This is a genomic window from Lachnospiraceae bacterium oral taxon 500 (assembly GCA_002999035.1).
In the GTDB taxonomy this organism is placed as follows: domain Bacteria; phylum Bacillota; class Clostridia; order Lachnospirales; family Vallitaleaceae; genus W11650.
In genome coordinates this window covers 51268-69146 of record CP027241.1, presented here as the reverse complement: position 1 = coordinate 69146, position 17879 = coordinate 51268, and the positions used below count along the sequence as shown (strand labels likewise).

Sequence of the window (17879 nt, the reverse complement as noted above, 5' to 3'; positions counted from 1 at the left end):
TTTACAAAATCGTATTCTAGTGATAGAATATATATAAAAATAACTATCAGAGGAGAAAGTTGCCCATGGTTTTTGATTTTAAGAAAGAATTTAAGGAGTTTTATCCAACTAAGACAAATCCGGTGATTGTTAAGATTCCCAAAATGAATTTTTTAGCAGTTCGAGGTAAAGGAAATCCGAATGAGGAAGGTGGCGAGTATAAACAAGCCATTAACTTACTTTACCCGCTTGCCTATACCATCAAGATGAGTAAAAACACAGATTACCGCATGGATGGCTACTTTGATTTCGTTGTGCCACCATTAGAAGGTTTTTGGTGGCAGGAAGGTATTAAAGGTGTTGATTATGAACGTAAAAGCGATTTTCAATTTATCTCTCTCCTTCGTCTGCCGGATTTTGTAAGCAAAGAAAATTTTGACTGGGCTATCCAGCAAGCGACAATTAAGAAGCAAATGGATTTTTCCAAGGTGGAATACTTTACTTATGACGAAGGTTTATGTGTTCAATGTTTGCATGTCGGTTCTTATAATGATGAGCCCATAACAGTTGAACGAATGCATGCTTATATGGAAAATGAAGGCTATCAACTGGATATTACAGATGAGCGTATGCACCATGAAATCTATATCAGCGATTTTCGTAAAACAGAGCCTGCCAAACTGAAAACTATTCTCAGACATCCGATTAAAAAGAAATAGGGAGAATAAAAAATGGTTATCAAGACATCCCTAACAGAGGAATTAATCCTCGGTATATTAGCAGAGCAGCCGCATCATGGTTATCAGATTGAAAAAATTATTGTTGATAGAGATATGAGAAAATGGACAGACGTAGGTTTTTCTTCAATTTATTATGTACTTGAAAAATTGGAGAAGAAAGGTCTGGCAAAGAGTATGCCGGCAAAGGGAAAAGATAAAAAAGAGTATAGCATTACAAAGCTGGGTTTAACAGTTTTGATTGAAAAAACGCGTCAGCGATTAGTAGAACGACAGCCGGCGAACTCACATTTTATGACTGCATTGGCAAATAGTCAGAATATGTCCGCTAAAGAGTTATTGCGGGCTCTTACGGAACGAAAATATATTTTGGAAAAGGATTTGCAAGTCTTGAAGAATCAACAAGCAGGAGGACAATACCTGCCAAGGTCTGCCAGACAGTTATTCAGTTTGGGTCTAACTATGCTCCAAGCAGAGCTAAATTGGTTAGAGTCTGAAATTCAAGATTTACAAGCACAATAAAATTTAAAGTTTTTTCAGAGGAGATAGTATATGAAGTTGGATGTACAACCATTCATAGGACGGCATTGTGAAGAAACTTTGGCCAATATAAAAGAGTTAAAAACCACAATTATTAAAGAGCCAGATGCAAAGACGCAGAGTCGATAATGTAAGATATAAAATCTTATGTTGTCGGCTCTTTTGTATGGGAGAATTGCTATGAAAAAATATATTACAAGCCAGTTTTGCACGGCGATTATTTACAAGGGTGACGCATCACCATCTATACAAAAGAATTCTCCGTGTTTTTTCGCTTTCACAAGAAAAAACACCCGAAAGCCTATGCAGCAAGGCTTTACGAGCATTTAAGAATACTCAAAATGATAATGGAAAATTTGTGATATGTTTATTGTACAGAATTAGAGAGAGAGGGCATATATTTCCGCTTCGATAGGCTGGAAATATTCTGAAATTAGTGATACAATAAGAATATTGATTTAAGCGAATTGCGATGCCGTCGGCAGAAGTGCGCAGCGCTTCGGTCAAGAGAAAGTTAAGTCATTACAAACAGTTGACCAGTCAACTATCAAAGAGGAAGATTATGAGTAATAAAGTTGTACTGCACTATGTACCGGATTATGACGCGGGGAAGGCAGAGGCCGGCTTTGGGCCGGAGCTGTTTGCGGGCAGGCCTGACCGCTATCGGCCGGCGTTAGCGCAACTGGCGGCAGCCATCGCGGCGGTTAGCTGCGACCGGGTTGGCCGGCCGGGGGAGGCGCGGTATTTGGCGCCGGCTTTGGCGGAAGATTTACAAATGCAGGATATTTCGCTGTACAGCTATAACCGCTGTGCTTATGATAAAACCAAAGTCAAAACAGAAAAATTGGGGCGGAATCAACAGGCTTTTGCCTTTTCTCTTTCTCATCGGTTGATGCAAGGAGAAAACGAAGAGTTCGAACTGATTCTGATTACGCTGCGGGGAACGGAAACAGTTTCTGAGAGCCTGATTCATGATTTTTGGGGCACCGTCGGCAATCTCCGGGCGGAAAATTGGCACGGCTATCCGACGTATCGGCCGTTTGTTCTTTTTGCGAAAAAAGTGCTGACCGGACTGAGCCGGTATTTGAAGCGCTATGAAAAAAACTGGCAGGGCCGAAAGCTGAAATATTTAATTATCGGCTACAGCCTGGGCGGGGCGGCGGCGCAGCTGATTTCAGCGCGTTTGACCGACTTCGGGCAAACGGTGTTTGCCTATACCTTTGGTTCGCTCAATGCCCTGACGGAGGACGGAAGAAATCGTTATCCCAATATTTGGAATATTTTTAACGCCTATGACAGCTATGGGCCGGAAGGTTTCGGCGCACTGGGCTTTCGGCCGGCCGGCGGCAGACGGACAATGTATCATAAGTTTGGTCACGTGTTGGTGTTTCGGCGGGATTATACCAAGGTCTTTCCCCGCTGGGCAGCCGTTAAAAATCATCGGATGCCGGGCTATTACCATGCGGTCAAAGCCATCAATGCGGGTTTAAGAAAAAGCAGCAGCTACCGTTCCGATAAGCGGAGCTTTGCTTAAAACTCAAACACCTTTTTTCTTGCAAAACATAGGGCAAAATGCTATACTGTATGGAAAAAGGAAGTCAGGCGATTTGCAGCTTCTATAGGGGAAAGTTGAGAAAATCAGAAAGGACACAGGAAATGAGAGAACAACTGGAAGCAATCAGACAGAAAGCATTAAGCGGAATCCAAGCGGCGACGGATTTGAAAAATCTGGAAACCATTCGGGTTGAAATGCTGGGCAAGAAAGGCGAACTGACGGCGCTGCTTAAAGGGATGAGGGATCTATCGGAAGAAGAGCGGCCGAAGATGGGGCAGCTGGTCAATGAAGTCCGGCAGGTGATGGAAGATATGCTGGAAACACGGCGCAAAGAATTGGCCGACCGGGCCTTGAACCTGAAGCTGGCCGTGGAAAAAATAGATGTGACGCTGCCGGCCAGACTCCCCGAGTTGGGTCATCGTCATCCGATGAAAACCGTGCTCGAGGACATTAAAAATATTTTTATCGGCATGGGCTATTCCATTGCCGAAGGGCCGGAGATTGAAAATGCCTATTATAACTTTGATGCCCTGAATATTCCCGAGGAGCATCCGGCCAAGGACGAGCAGGATACGCTGTATTTTAACCCGAATCTGATGCTGCGGACGGCAACCTCGCCGGTACAGGTCAGAGTGATGGAAAAGACCCAGCCGCCGATTCGGATTATTGCGCCGGGACGGGTCTATCGTTCGGATGAGGTGGATGCAACCCATTCGCCGATTTTTCATCAGATTGAGGGTCTGGTAGTTGATAAAAATGTAACGATGGGCGACTTAAAAGGAGCGCTGGAAGTCTTTATTAAAAACCTATACGGCGATGAAGTCAAGGTTAAGTTCCGGCCGCATTTTTTCCCGTTTACCGAGCCGAGTGCGGAAGTTGATATGTCCTGCGTGATTTGCGGCGGACATGACCATGAATGTAAGGTTTGCAAGGGCACGGGCTGGATTGAAATCTTAGGCTGCGGCATGGTTCATCCCAATGTCCTGAAGATGAGCGGAATTGACCCGGAAGTATACAGCGGTTTTGCCTTTGGTATGGGTTTGGAGAGAATCACAATGCTGCGCTACGGGATCAATGATATTCGACTGTTTTATGAAAACGACAAACGCTTTTTAGAGCAATTTTAGGAGGCTGACAATGAATATTTCAATGAAGTGGCTGTCTGAATATGTAGAAACAACGCCTGATATTGCGGCGTTTTGTGATAAAATGACAATGACCGGCACCAAGGTTGAACGGGCGGAAACCTCCGGCGAGGAGATTCAGCGCGTGGTTTTGGGCCGGATTTTATCAGTGGAGGCACATCCGGATGCCGATAAATTAGTGGTAACACAGGTTGCTGTCGGCAGCGAAACGATTCAAGTCGTAACCGGTGCCAAGAATATTGCGGCCGGCGATTATGTGCCGGTGGCTCTGGTTGGGGCTTCGCTGGCGGGCGGCGTAAAGATTAAAAGCGGTAAGCTCCGGGGAGTGGAGTCAAGCGGCATGATGTGCTCGGTTGAAGAACTGGGCTTAAGCCGGGAGGACTTCCCGGAAGCGCCGGAGCATGGGATTTATATTTTTGATGAAGCACTGCTGAAGGAAAAAGGTGTGGCTTTGGGAGATGAAGTCAAGGCTTTGTTCGGCTTGGGCGATACGGTTGTCGAGTATGAGATTACCTCTAACCGGGCGGACTGCTTTTCGGTGATTGGCGTGGCCAGAGAAGCGGCGGCTGCTTTTGACCGCCGGCTGACGCTGCCATCCCTTTCTTTTCCGGAAGTCAGAGGCAATATTCGGGAAATGGTTAAAATTTCTGTTCCGGCAGCGGATTTGTGCTATCGCTATATCGGCAAAATCGTGAAAAATATTCAAGTCAAGCCCTCGCCCCGGTGGTTTCAGGAAAAAATCCGGTCAGCCGGGCTGCGGCCGATCAATAATATTGTTGATATCACTAATTTTGTGATGTTGGAAACCGGCCAGCCGATGCATGCCTTTGATTTGACCAAGCTATCCGGCGCCGAGATTATCGTCCGGCGGGCGCAGGCCGGAGAACAGATGCAGACCTTAGACGGAATAGACCGTAATTTAGATGAAACCATGCTGGTGATTGCCGATGCCGAAAAAGCGGTCGGCATTGCCGGGGTAATGGGCGGCGAACTGTCTAAGATTACCGAGGAAACCACCACGATTTTATTTGAAGCGGCGACCTTTAACGGTACGAATATTCGTCATACCAGCAAAAAATTGGGCTTGCGCTCGGATTCGTCCTCCCGTTTTGAAAAGCATTTGGATCCGAATCTGGCCGAGTTTGCCATTAAAAGAGCCTGTGCTTTGATTGCCGAGCTGGAGGCCGGAGAAATTATCGAAGGCCAGATTGATATTTATCCCGAGCCGCGAAAAGAAAGAACACTGCCCTATGATGCGGCGGCGATTAACCGGCTGCTGGGCACGGAGCTGACCGGGCAGGAAATGGCGGCTATTTTCCGGCGGCTGACCTTTACGGTTGATGAAGCGGCCGGTCAGGTCACGATTCCGACTTACCGGGCCGATGTTGAGGGCATGGCGGATTTGGCTGAAGAAGTTGCCCGGATTTATGGATATGACCGGATTGCTACCACCATTAACAGCGAAAATCCGACGGTCGGCCATAAGAGCTTTAACCAGAAAGCGGAAGATACCGTAGTAGCGGCGCTGCTGGCAATGGGAGCAAATGAGGCGGTGGAATACTCATTTGAAAGCCCCAAGGTCTTTGAAAAATTGCGGCTTTCCCCGGAACATGCCTATCGCCGGGCATTGGTTATCCAAAATCCTTTGGGCGAGGATTTCAGTATGATGCGGACGTGCATGCTGAACGGTATTTTAACCTCGCTGGCTACCAATTACAATCACCGCAACAGTGATGTGACCTTATTTGAAATTGGCCGGATTTATCTGCCTACCGCCGAACCGGTAGACAACAGCGATAAAAACGCCGAAATGCCGCAGGAGAAAAACTGCCTGATTGTCGGCCACTACGGCAAAAAGGATTTCTTTGATATGAAAGGAATTGCTGAAACCTTGGCGGCTAAACTGGGGGAAAGCTTCCGCTATCAGCCGTCAGCACATTCCTTCTTTCACCCGAACCGGCAGGCCGATATTTTGCTGGCAGAGCGGCCGGTGGGTTATTTGGGCGAAGTGCATCCGCTGACTGCCGAAAATTATGAAATCGGCGCCAGAACTTATTTGCTGATGCTGGAACTGGATGAAATTTTCCAGAACATCAATCCGGCAAAAAAATACGAAGCAATTCCCAAGTATCCGGCAGTCAGCCGGGATTTGGCACTGCTGGTCAAAGAAGAAGTGCTGGCCGCTCAAATTGAAGAAATTTTCCGGACCGAATCCGGCAAGCTTCTGGAAAAAGCGGAATTGTTCGATCTGTATCAGGGGGAACAAATCGAAAAGGGTTATAAATCAATGGCTTATGCCTTAAAGCTGCGGAGTAAGGATCATACCTTAACGGAAAATGAAATCAATCAGGTGATTGACCGAATTTTACGCAAGCTCGAAACGGCATACGGAATCAGACTGAGAGATTGAGATGATGGAAAAAACAAATACTCTGGCCGGAAGAACGCAGGACTATGACTTCTTCCTGCCGGAGGAATTAATTGCGCAGATGCCGCTGAAAGTCCGGTCGGATTCGCGGCTGATGGTCTTAAACCGGGCGGAGCAGACGATCCGGAACCGGAAGTTTACCGATATTTTGGATTATTTGCAGCCGGGCGATTGTTTGGTCTTAAATGATAGCCGGGTGCTGCCGGCCAGATTGATCGGAGAAATTAAAGACCGAAAGGCAGCAGCCGAAGTTTTGCTTCTGACCAGAAAAAGCGACAGACAGTGGGAAGTACTGACTAAACCCGGCAAAAAAACCAGAACCGGAGCGGTTTTGAGTTTTGGCGGCGGTCGGCTGACCGGCCGGATTGTCGATGTTCTGGAGAACGGCAACCGGCTGATCGAGTTTGAACTGGACGGTATTTTTGAGGAAGTTTTGGACGAATTAGGCACGATGCCGCTGCCGCCGTATATTCATGAGCGCTTGGAGGATCAGGAGCGCTATCAGACCGTTTACTGTAAGTACAAGGGCTCTTCGGCGGCACCGACGGCCGGGCTGCACTTTACCGAGGAACTTTTGACAACAATTCAGAATCGCGGTGTCAGTTTGGCCTTTGTTACTTTGCATGTCGGGCTGGGAACTTTTCGGCCGGTTAAGGCGGAAAATGTTTTGGAGCATCAGATGCATGCCGAGTTTTGCCAGATCCGGCAGAAAGACGCAGATTTGATCAATCAGGCCAAGGCCGGCGGCGGTCGGGTGATTGCGGTCGGAACAACGGCCTGCCGGACGTTGGAATCCTTAGCTGACGAAAACGGCTATCTAGCGGAAAGCTCTAAGTGGACGGATATTTTTATCTATCCGGGCTATTCTTTTCGGGTGATTGATGGGCTGCTTACCAATTTTCATCTGCCCAAATCAAGCCTAATTATGCTGGTCAGTGCTTTTGCCGGTCGGGAGTTTGTCTTAGCGGCTTATGCCGAAGCCGTCAGGCAAAGGTATCGCTTTTTTTCGTTTGGCGATGCCATGCTGCTGATATAGGATAAAAGCTGGATTTAGCCGGTACTTGTAACTTGCCGGGTAATGTAGTATAATGGCAAAGAGGCTGTAAATAAGCGCTTTGCTATAAAATAGAATGATGTAAGAGGTGACGTATGGAAAACGAAAAAAGTTCTCAGGATTTGTTGAGCCCGTCGGATGAAAAAAAGCCGAATGCAGTTCAGGATTCTGCGCCCACTCCGGAGGGCGAGGAGGAAAAAAAGTTTAATTGGAAAAGGGAAATACTGGATTTAATTAAAGTAATTGTAATTGCATTACTGATTACCAACTTTTTAAATATATTTGTATTTACCTTATCGCAGGTTCGCCAAAGCTCGATGGAAACAACGCTGATTGGCGGCGATCAATTGATTGTGGAAAAATTGAGCTATGCTTTCGGTAATCCTGAAACCGGTGATATTATTGTATTTATCAAGGATCCGGTCGATCCGTCGATCGGTGCCCGCTTTGTCCGCCTGTATCAGGACATGGCGGCTAAGTTTTTCCGGCGAGAAGTCAATACCCGTTTGGTTAAGCGGGTGATCGGATTGCCGGGCGATGAGATTAATATTCGAGACGGCAAGGTTTTTGTCAACGGCAAGGAATTGGCGGAAGACTATGCCCAGCAGCCGACCTATCCCAAGGACAGTATTCAGTATCCTTTTACCGTGCCGGACGGTCAGTACTTTGTGATAGGCGATAATCGGGGGATGAGTTATGACAGTCGTGACTTTGGCTGCATTAAGCGGGAGCAAATCGAAGGCCGGGTATGGATTCGGTTTTGGCCCCTGGGTAAGTTGGGGGGCGTATAATAAGCTATGAAGCAAAATAAAGATCAAACGCAGGTTTTGATTTGGGCGGTGATAGCTGTTTCCTTTTTGTATATATTGTTCCGGCTAAAGGTGCTGGAGGATATCGGGCAATCTGCATATATTCCGGGGCTGGCATTGCTTTGCCTGGCGGTGCAGGTTGTAAATCATGAGCAGGCGGCGGTTGCTCTGCGCAAAAGATCCCCGAACTTTACGAATAATTTTTATTCGGAAAACGGGCGGATGATTATCGGCAATATTGTCGCTTCTGCGTTGGTACTGGAGTTGAATACTTTTAATTATGAGCAGGTGCAGTTAAACTTTGCTTTGGAACTGATCAGCCTTCCCTTTGTGTTAGCAATTATATTTTTGACGGAAAACTCACGAGGCGGCTTCCTGACTCTGAATCGGATTTATTTTCCCAAGCAATGGGATCAGTTCTTTAAAAATTACGGCACGAATCTGTTAAGCCTGTTTTTAATGACAGCCATGTGGCTGCCGGTTATTTTAAAGGTACCGGTATCGGCTTTGCTGTGGATACTGATATCGGCCCTGCTCCTCAAACAGTCGGTAATTTACACCAATAAATATAATCATCAGGGCTGGTGCTTTTTTCTGGAAGGATTATTGGTCTTGCAGCTTTTGACTTTGGGCTTTCGGGAAAGCAGTTGGCCTTTCATTGTGATCGGAGCGGCGGCGGGGCTGCTGTTTTTAGCAAATTATATGCGCCGGCTGAGATATGAAAAGGGTTTAATCGGCCTGGCAGGAGTCCTTTTTGCCGGCGGCCTGGCAGCTTTTTATCGCTTTGGCGGCGAGGGCCGGTCGATGGTATTTTATATTCAATGGGAAACCGCCTTGTTAGCCGCGATTTTTGTTTTGACAAAAGTGCTTTCCATCGGTTATCACCGGTGGATTCGGCCGGAGGATACCGATAAGTATTCCTATGACGGAGCCGTGGTGGATAAAAATTGGCAGGAGTCGGAAAAGCCGCAAAAGTCGGAAACGACCTATCATAGTCAAAACGGGGAAAACGGCAAGAACGGAAAGAGCCGGGAAAGCGGGAATCAACGGCCGACTTTGCTGAAAATAAAGGAGAAGCCGCAAAAAGTAAGTTTGCGCTTAAAGGCGGAAGAAAAGCGAAAACAAGCGGCAGTTCATCCGCCGAAGCCGCAGGCCAAGCCTTCCACCGGTCAGGCCAACCAAACGAAGCAGGCCAAGGAAGCAGCCAAGGCGCAGGACAATCCGTCACTGCTGCCGGCTAAAACCAAGCCGGCCACCGGACAGACTAATCAGGAAAAGCAAACCAAACAGCCGAAACAGGTCAATCAGGAAAAGCAGGCCAAACAGTCGAAACAGACTGATCAGGTCAAAGAAACAGTCAAGGCGCTGGACAATCTGTCACTGCTGCCGGCTAAAACCAAGCCGGCCACCGGACAAGCTAATCAGGAAAAACAAGCCAACCAAGCGAAACCGGCCAGTCAGGAAAAACAAGCCAACCAAGCGAAACCGGCCAATCAGGAAAAGCAAACCAAACAGCCGAAACAAACCAATCAGGAAAAGCAGGTCAAACAGCCGAAGCAGACCAAAAAGCTCAAAAAGGGCAAAGCCCCCGTCAAGGTGCCGGCGAATCAACCGGTTGTTCCGGCTAAAACAAAGAGCTTATCCGATTGGGTCAATCAATCGAAAGAAGCGGCTGGGTTGGCGGTTAAGCCAATGACTGGCCAGATAAGTCCCCAAATAACCGGTCAGAACAATCAGGCGAAAAAGTCCAATCAGCCGAAAAAGGCCAATCAGCCGAAACAAACGGGCAAAGCAGTAGTACAGCTGCCGAAGTCAAAGGCTAATAAGCATCAGGAAAAGGCTAAAACAGCCGGAGCGGCCAAGGAAAAACTGATTATTTATCCGAAATCGGAAATTCATTTAAAACAGCCGGTGCCGCCCAAGGCTAAAAAACCGGCCAAAGGGGTAAAACCGAATCAGCAGCCGGTTCATTCGCCGGTGAAAGCAGAGGTCGGAGGCCAGGCAGGCCGAAAGATAAAATATTTTCGAAAAAAGAAATCAAAAAAACTTGCGCAGTCAGCGCCAAAGGAATAAAATAAATTTGAGTAGGCAAAACGATCGCACCGTTTTTCGGTGAGGAAAGTCCGAGCTCCACAGGGCAAGAGTGCCGGATAACGTCCGGTGGAGGTGACTCCAAGGATAGTGCAACAGAAATAAACCGCCTTACACAAAGTAAGGTAAGGGTGGAAAGGTAGGGTAAGAGCTTACCGCCTCTCTGGTAACAGCGAGGGCATATGTAAACCCCACTCGGAGCAAGACCAAAGCAAACCGTAAGCTGCCCGCGAGGTTTAGGTAGGTCGCTAGATTTTACCGGCAACGGTAAAGCCAGATAGATGATCGTTCACGACAGAACTCGGCTTATCTGCCTGCTCATATTAAAAAATAGAAAAAGTTTTGAGAAATAAGCTTGGCGTGGATTTGAAATGACGGAAAGCTGCGCATGATGACACCAAAGGCAAAGTATTTTGACAGAGTTGAGTTAATAATCAGCAAAAAGCAAAGAGGAGGAAATGATGGCAATACGGTTTGACTATTCCAAAAGCGGAATTGACGCAGGCGAGTTGGGCAGGATGCAGGCGCTGACCATGGCGGCACATACGGAGCTGTCCGAGCGGAGCGGAGCAGGCAATGACTTTTTAGGTTGGCTGAACTTGCCGACCGATTATGACAAGGAAGAGTTTGCCAGAATTAAGCAGGCTGCTCGGCGGATTCAGGAAAAGGCGGATGTGCTGGTGGTAATCGGCATCGGCGGTTCTTATCTGGGCGCTAAGGCGGTGATTGATGCGCTGAATAATTATTTTTATAACTGGCAGTCCAAAGAAAAACGCCGGACACCGCAAATTGTTTATGCCGGCAATAATATCAGCGGCAGTTATTTAAAGCAGCTGGTTGATTTTTTGGAGGGCAAAGAAGTTTGCTTAAATGTAATCTCGAAGTCGGGTACAACCACTGAGCCGGCGATTGCGTTTCGGGTGCTGAAAAACTGGATGGAAGAAAAATACGGCAAGCAGGAAGCCGCCGGCCGGATTTTTGCAACCACCGATAAAGCCAGAGGAGCGCTGCGCGGTTTAGCCGATAAGGAAGGTTATGAAACCTTTGTTATCGCCGATGATATCGGCGGCCGGTATTCGGTTTTAACCGCGGTAGGGCTTTTACCGATTGCCGTCAGCGGTATTGACATTGATGAGCTGATGCGGGGCGCGCAGGCCGGTCAAACTGAATACAGCAATGCGGATTTTTCCCAAAATATGTGCTATCAATATGCGGCGGCTCGGAATATTTTGTACAATCAAGGCAAGACCACGGAAATTTTGGTGGATTATGAGCCGGTGCTGTTTTTCTTTGCCGAGTGGTGGAAACAGCTTTACGGTGAGTCCGAGGGCAAAGATCACAAAGGTATTTTCCCGGCGGCGGTGCATTTTTCCACGGATTTGCATTCGATGGGTCAATATATTCAGGAAGGACGGCGTGATTTGTTTGAAACCGTCATTCATATTGAAAACAGTGCAGCCGATATGACGATCGGCCGGGAAGCGGAGGATTTGGACGGCCTCAATTATTTGAGCGGTCAGGGTTTCCACTTTGTCAATGAAAAGGCTTTTGAGGGAACGTTATTGGCGCATTTGGACGGCGGTACGCCAAATCTGCTGATTCATGTTGAAAAACTGGATGCTTTTCATTTGGGCCAGTTGATTTATTTCTTTGAAAAAGCCTGCGCCGTCAGCGGCTATTTGCTGGGAGTCAATCCGTTTGACCAGCCGGGTGTAGAGGCTTATAAGAAAAATATGTTTGCACTCTTGGGCAAAAAAGGCTATGAGGATTTAAAGGCTGAACTGGAAAAAAGGATATAAGGGCCAAAAGCATGGAAATCCAATGCCGGCATTCTGGGCAAGGATTTATCAGATATCCGTATTATAATTAGGAGGGAACTGCAATGAATCAAATCAATGCAAAAGATGTAATCGTGGCACTGGATTTTCCTAGTGCTCAGCAGGCACTTGCCTTTACTGAGAAGTTTGACCAGCCGATTTTTGTAAAGATAGGCATGGAGCTTTTTTACGCAGCCGGGCCGTCGATTGTGGAAACAATTAAACAGCAGGGGCATAAAGTATTTTTGGATTTGAAGTTTCATGATATTCCCAATACAGTGGCCGGAGCAACGAAGTCCTGCTTAAACTTGGGAGCGGATATTATGAATCTGCATGCCGGCGGCGGCAGTAAGATGATGCAGGCAGCGGCCGAGGCAGTAAAGGAGTATCCGGCGGCAAATAAACCGCTTTTGATTGCGGTTACTCAGTTGACCTCGACCAGCGCCGATATGCTGCGGGAGGAACTGCTGATTACAGCCAAAATGGAGGACACGGTTTTGGCCTATGCCCAAAATGCAAAAAATAGCGGCTTAGACGGAGTAGTTTGTTCGGCACTGGAAGTACGGCGAATTAAGGACAGTTTAGGGGAAGATTTTATCACGGTTACACCGGGTATCCGGCCAGCAGATGCCGAAGTCGGTGATCAGGCCCGGGTGGTGACACCGCAAATGGCCAGAGAACTTGGTTCAGATTATATCGTGGTTGGACGGCCGATTACAAAGGCAGCCGATCCGGTCGCGGCGTACCGGCAAATTAAAAAGGACTTTTTAGGAGAATAAGATGAAAGAAATTGCTAAAAACCTGTTAAAGATTAAAGCGGTCAGTTTGTCACCGGAGCAGCCCTTTACCTGGGCATCCGGAATCAAGTCACCGATTTACTGCGACAATCGGCTGGTGCTTTCCTATATTGAGGAAAGAGCAGCTGTTATCCGGGAAATGATTCGGATCATTAAAGAAAAGTTTCCGGAGTGCGAATCGCTGATGGGAACGGCCACGGCCGGTATTCCGCACGCTTCGATTTGCGCTTGGGAAATGGGACTGCCGACCGGCTATATCCGCTCCAAGGCCAAGGAGCATGGCAAGGGCAAACAGATTGAAGGCTATTATTATCCGGGCATGAAGGTGGTTGTAGTTGAGGACTTGATCTCAACCGGCGGCTCGTCCTTGCAAGCAGTGGAAGCAGCCAGAGAAGCGGGCTGCGAGGTGCTGGGGCTGGTGGCTATTTTTACCTACAGTCTGGAGAAGGCGAAACAGGCGTTTGCCGAGGCCGGAGTGACGTATTATACGCTCAGTAATTATGAGGAGCTGGTAGAAGCGGCGATTGAGGAAAATTATATTGAAGAAAGTTCGCTGCGTAAGCTGCAAAAGTTTCAAAAAAATCCGAGCGATATGTCGTGGATGGACTGAGAAAAATAAAAATATGCGTCGACAGCGCGTTAAATAAAGAAAGAGGCTGCTGCAAAATATAGATTTTGCAGCAGCCCCTTTTTACTTGTGTTATTCCTGTAAACCTTGAAAAGCCTTGGCTACAAATTGGAACTCTTCTTCATCATCAATGTTTTCTAAGAAAATGCCGTCCGAATCTTCCTTGAAGCGATACAGCAAGGCTTTTTGCCGTTCCGGATGATACAGGGCAATGTATTCCTGCTCGTTGACATCAAAGATGGATAAAACCGGGCACTCGTATTCCGTGCCATCGTCAAAGCTGATTAAAACTGCCTGCTGATGCCCGCCGCACCCGCAGCCGCATCCATCGCCGCAGCCGTGAGAGTCGTCCTCGCAGCCGCAGCCGCCGCAGTCACAAGCCATTTCTTCTTCGTATTCCCCTGCGCCGTGAGAATGGCCGCAGCCGCAGCCACAGTCTTCGTCTGCCGCATGATGATGTCCGTGATGTCCGTTATTTTCACAGCAACCGTAAAAACAAAATAATTTTAACATGAAAACTCCTTTTCTGATTTTGATTTATATTTCACTGATCCAGGCTCGCCGCCGCCGATGCTGGCGCTTGTCGAAATGCTTCCACATCGCCTGAATTTTTAGGTTATTTTCCAGAGTCGGCCCGGTTTCGGCAATCTTGATCTGGTGCTTTTCACATTCCTTTAAGATCGCGTCCATCAGCAGCGAATTGACACCGGTATTTTGATATTCCGGTCGGACACCAATCAAATAAAGGTCTAAAATGTCATTATGCCGAATTGCATCCAGCAGATAAAAAACGCCGAAGGGAAACAATTTGCCGTCGCATTTTTGCAGAGCCTTTGATAAAGACGGCAGGGCAACCCCAAGTGCAATCAGTTCCATATCAGCATTGACGACCAGTTTGATAAAATTGGGATTAACAAAACTAAGAAAAGTTTTGATATAGTAATCCGCCTGCCGGTCAGTCAGGCTGCTTACGCCGTAAAGCGGAGCATAAGAGGAATTATAAAGCTCAAAAATTTTTTTGCCCCATTCCTTGACCAGCTTTCTTTTGCGGCGGAAATGCAGCAGTTTAAAACCGTGGCGTTTTGCTACTTTAGCAGCCAGCTTATGAATAAACTCAATTCTGGGGTCGTCTGCTTCCGGCAGCATAATCTGATGCTCAATCCAGTCGGCATCTTTGACAAAGCCGAGGTGCTGCATATGGGTGATATAATAGGGCGCATTATAGATGGTAATGAACATATCCAATTCATCAAAGCCTTCAATCAGCATCCCCTGGTGATCGAGATCCGTCATGCCTAAAGGTCCCTTTAAGTGGGTCATGCCTTTGCCGGCTGCCCATTGCTTGACGGCTTGAATCAGAGCGGCTGAAATATCGGGATTATCTAAAAAATCAAAGTGGGCAAAGCGGCAATGCTGCTGCTTCCACTTTTCATTGCTTTTATGGTTGATAATGCCGGCAATCCGCCCGACCGGGTAAGAGCCTTCATAAGCTAAGAAGCAAATGCTTTCGCAAAAATCATAAGCCGGATTTTTGTCGGGAGAATAGGCTTCCAGCACGTCGCCCGGCAGTTCCGGTACATAATAGGGATTTTCTTTATAAAGTTGATTGGCAAAGTTCGCAAAGATTCGCCATTGCGCTTTGGTCACAACTTCTTGAATCGTAATCATTCATTCCTCCAATCGTTTCCGCTGACAAACATAACCATTCCTATTATAACGCTTTTGGGCAAAAAAGCAAATAGTAAATTTTTGAGAGTTTTTTAAAAAATTGCGAAAAGTTTTTTGTATTTATGTGACAAGATGCAGTCCCTTTTCATCCAGGCGATAGATTTGCTGGCAAACCTCTGCCAGATAGCTGCGGTCATGCGAAACGGAAATAATCGCCCCGCCAAAATCCTTCAAGGCATTGCGCACTTTCGGCATGGATAAAGGGGATAAATTGCGTGTCGGTTCATCCAATATCAAGACAACGGCTTCGGCCAAAATCATCTTGGCAAAGAACAGCTTAGCTTTTTGTCCGCCGGATAGTTGTCGAATGGGGTGATTCATTTCTTCATAGGTAAAATTAAGGCTTCCCAAATAGGTGGCATTTTTGCTGTATTCTTCCTTGCTGCCGCTAGAAATCAGGAAATCAAGCGCTGTTTTTTCCGGGGGCATGGTTTCGGAATAATCCTGAGGCATGTAGCCGAGCGGAATCTTGGCAGCGGAAAGCTCTTGCACAATCCGGCGCAGTAAAGTGGTTTTGCCGCAGCCGTTTTGTCCGATGATACCTATTTTAGCCGGTCCGGTAATATTCAACCGGATATTTTGGCTTAAGACCCGGTCGCCTATCCTTAATTCCGGAATCTCTAAGTTTAAAACCGGCTTTCCGGCAGGCAAGTTGATGTTGGGGTTAAAGTGAAGCAGAATCGCAGTTTCAAAATCCGGGCGTTTGCTGAGGTTCTGCTGTTCTTTTTCCAGCCTTCGTTCCATTGATTTCAGGGAATGCATCTTTTTCTTAAGATTGGCGGCAGCCGAAGGAGCAGCGCGGGAAATCACATTTTGTTCGTGTTCGACCCTTTGGAATATCTGCTGAAAGCGTTCCCGCTTTTTGTCAAAGACATCTTTGTCTTTTTTGGCCTGCTGGGTTTGGCGCTGCAGCTGCTCGGTACGAGTGTCCTTATATTCGCTGTATTCCAATCGGGAAACGGAGTAGTGAAACTCCTTTTTGCGCATATGCTGCTCAAAATGGATGATGGTATTGGCACAAGCGGTAATCAAGGTTTCATCATGCGAAACAAAAATCACAGGGATGGAGAGTGCTGTTAAAAAGTTTTCCAACCAGCGAACCGATGACAGATCCAGATCATTGCTTGGTTCATCCAGCAGCAGGAGAGTTGGCTTTTTCAGGAGCTGACACAGCAGCTGAAGCTTGATTTTTTCGCCGCCGGAAAGCATGCGAACGATGGCAAGCGAGGTCAGAGCGTCAATCTTCAAGTCAAGCATATCCAGCAAATGATAATAATGGGTGTAGTCGAGTTCATCGACGGAGCAGGATTGACGGAAGTAGTTGCAGACCGGCAGATCTCGGCAGGCGGCCGGTAATTCCTGGGGCAAATAGCCGATGATTTCGCCGACTGTCGAAATTTGTCCGCTTATTTTTATATAGGACGTCAGCAAATCCGGCTGATAAATTGCCTTTAACAGACTGGATTTGCCGTTTCCTTCTTCACCGATCAGGGCGACTTTATCTCCCGGTTTTAACGTAAAATTGAAATCTTTTATAATTAACCGCAGATCTTGCTTTAAATACAGGGATAGGTCTTTGATAATCAGCATACGACTCCTTTCTGCCACAGGAGATTCGCATCAGGGGATCATTGGTTAGGATAGCCATGACAGGAATCGGTCATTTGCAGCCCCTGTCGGCCAAATAAAAAAGTCTGCTTGGCAAAAGCAGACTTCGACAATCCATAATCCATAGTATCCCGATATAACCGGTCGGATATCAGGGATATTCTGAAAAAGTTATAACCGGCAAGGAATGACTTTCTCAAATTGGTGGAATTTTTTGGGAAACCAAGCCGCCGGAAAAAATGCGAAATCTACACAATATGGCAATGAAAACAACCCAAATAAATGGGCGTGACTGTTGTTTTTTTGTCCATATTGTTAATTGTACATTTCGCTCCTTTCTGTGCGTGAATAGTTCCTTTTCTTTAAAATATCATATTTGGCCAGGGTTGTCAACAGGGGATGGTTTTGAGTTTCCATGTAAAATTGGATATATGATATCACTTGCGAGGCACTTCCTTATAAAAAGAAGTTTATTTTTAAAAGATTTACGGTATTGCTGAAATTAATCTTGACAAAACGAGATTACAAGTGTAAACTAAAAACGAGATTACAAATGTAATCAATGGAGGTGGTTTGCATGAAGAATATACGCATTGCGGAGGCGGAGTTGCCGATTATGAAGCTTTTATGGGAGCAGGGAGAGCTTACTTCGACCGAGATTTTATCGGGTTTATCCGGAAATAATAGCACCTTAAAGACTTTTTTAAAAAGGCTGGTTGAAAAAGGCGCTGTGGAAACGGAGGAAATTAAGACCAGAACGTTTCGCTATCGGGCGGCGGTAACACAGGAAGAATATATCAATCAGGAACGGAAAGGCTTTTTGGATAGAGTGTTTGACGGCTCGGCTCGAAATATGCTTCTGAATTTTGTCAAAGAGGAAAAACTTACTCGTAAGGACATCAAGGATTTACTGGATTTGATAGAGAAGGAGGGATAACTTCTTTGCATGGTCGATGGCAAGAA

Annotated in this window: 15 protein-coding genes, 1 other RNA gene and 1 pseudogene; 14 read left to right on the top strand and 3 right to left on the bottom strand. The window is 46.7% G+C overall.

The window, feature by feature from the left end; translation table 11 throughout:
- Window positions 1–65: 65 nt before the first annotated feature.
- The 13 genes and pseudogenes from C3V36_00375 to C3V36_00315 all read left to right on the top strand — a co-directional run bounded on the left by C3V36_00375 (window position 66) and on the right by C3V36_00315 (window position 13562).
- Window positions 66–698, top strand: a complete 633-nt coding sequence (locus C3V36_00375; GenBank protein AVM67853.1) for a transcriptional regulator — start codon at window positions 66–68, stop codon at window positions 696–698.
- A gap of 12 nt (window positions 699–710) precedes the next feature.
- Window positions 711–1238, top strand: coding sequence for a PadR family transcriptional regulator (locus tag C3V36_00370; protein ID AVM67852.1), 528 nt, complete (start codon window positions 711–713; stop codon window positions 1236–1238).
- Window positions 1239–1304: 66 nt separating this feature from the next.
- Window positions 1305–1385: pseudogene (locus C3V36_00365) on the top strand (conjugal transfer protein).
- Window positions 1386–1728: 343 nt separating this feature from the next.
- Complete coding sequence (locus C3V36_00360) at window positions 1729–2790, top strand: hypothetical protein (protein AVM67851.1); 1062 nt, start codon at window positions 1729–1731, stop codon at window positions 2788–2790.
- A 122-nt stretch (window positions 2791–2912) separates the two neighbouring features.
- On the top strand, window positions 2913–3938 hold the full coding sequence (locus C3V36_00355) for a phenylalanine--tRNA ligase subunit alpha (GenBank protein ID AVM67850.1): 1026 nt from the start codon (window positions 2913–2915) through the stop codon (window positions 3936–3938).
- Window positions 3939–3948: 10 nt separating this feature from the next.
- Window positions 3949–6366, top strand: a complete 2418-nt coding sequence (locus C3V36_00350; protein AVM67849.1) for a phenylalanine--tRNA ligase subunit beta — start codon at window positions 3949–3951, stop codon at window positions 6364–6366.
- A 1-nt stretch (window position 6367) separates the two neighbouring features.
- On the top strand, window positions 6368–7420 hold the full coding sequence (locus C3V36_00345; GenBank protein ID AVM67848.1) for a tRNA preQ1(34) S-adenosylmethionine ribosyltransferase-isomerase QueA: 1053 nt from the start codon (window positions 6368–6370) through the stop codon (window positions 7418–7420).
- A 113-nt stretch (window positions 7421–7533) separates the two neighbouring features.
- On the top strand, window positions 7534–8229 hold the full coding sequence (gene lepB / locus C3V36_00340; GenBank protein ID AVM67847.1) for a signal peptidase I: 696 nt from the start codon (window positions 7534–7536) through the stop codon (window positions 8227–8229).
- A 6-nt stretch (window positions 8230–8235) separates the two neighbouring features.
- Window positions 8236–10320, top strand: a complete 2085-nt coding sequence (locus C3V36_00335) for a hypothetical protein (GenBank protein ID AVM67846.1) — start codon at window positions 8236–8238, stop codon at window positions 10318–10320.
- A gap of 8 nt (window positions 10321–10328) precedes the next feature.
- An RNA gene (gene rnpB / locus C3V36_00330) (RNase P RNA component class A) lies at window positions 10329–10663 on the top strand.
- Window positions 10664–10796: 133 nt separating this feature from the next.
- Window positions 10797–12137 (top strand): glucose-6-phosphate isomerase, encoded by a 1341-nt coding sequence (locus C3V36_00325; protein ID AVM67845.1) that lies wholly within the window; start codon window positions 10797–10799, stop codon window positions 12135–12137.
- Window positions 12138–12220: 83 nt separating this feature from the next.
- On the top strand, window positions 12221–12934 hold the full coding sequence (locus C3V36_00320; GenBank protein ID AVM67844.1) for an orotidine-5'-phosphate decarboxylase: 714 nt from the start codon (window positions 12221–12223) through the stop codon (window positions 12932–12934).
- A 1-nt stretch (window position 12935) separates the two neighbouring features.
- Window positions 12936–13562 (top strand): orotate phosphoribosyltransferase, encoded by a 627-nt coding sequence (locus tag C3V36_00315; protein ID AVM67843.1) that lies wholly within the window; start codon window positions 12936–12938, stop codon window positions 13560–13562.
- A gap of 90 nt (window positions 13563–13652) precedes the next feature.
- On the opposite strand, the gene C3V36_00310 is transcribed toward C3V36_00315, so the two are convergent.
- From C3V36_00310 to C3V36_00300, 3 genes are all read right to left on the bottom strand, one after another.
- Window positions 13653–14093 carry a hypothetical protein gene (locus C3V36_00310; GenBank protein AVM67842.1) on the bottom strand — a complete coding sequence of 147 codons (441 nt, stop codon included), beginning with the start codon at window positions 14091–14093 and terminating at the stop codon, window positions 13653–13655.
- A 24-nt stretch (window positions 14094–14117) separates the two neighbouring features.
- Entirely contained in the window at window positions 14118–15248 is a 1131-nt protein-coding gene (locus C3V36_00305; protein ID AVM67841.1) for an N-acetyltransferase, read from the bottom strand.
- A gap of 120 nt (window positions 15249–15368) precedes the next feature.
- A complete protein-coding gene (locus tag C3V36_00300; protein AVM67840.1) occupies window positions 15369–16898 on the bottom strand; it encodes an ABC transporter ATP-binding protein in 1530 nt (509 codons plus the stop codon).
- Window positions 16899–17478: 580 nt separating this feature from the next.
- Between C3V36_00300 and C3V36_00295 the strand changes: the two genes are divergently transcribed.
- Window positions 17479–17853 carry a CopY/TcrY family copper transport repressor gene (locus C3V36_00295; GenBank protein AVM67839.1) on the top strand — a complete coding sequence of 125 codons (375 nt, stop codon included), beginning with the start codon at window positions 17479–17481 and terminating at the stop codon, window positions 17851–17853.
- Window positions 17854–17879 lie beyond the last annotated feature (26 nt).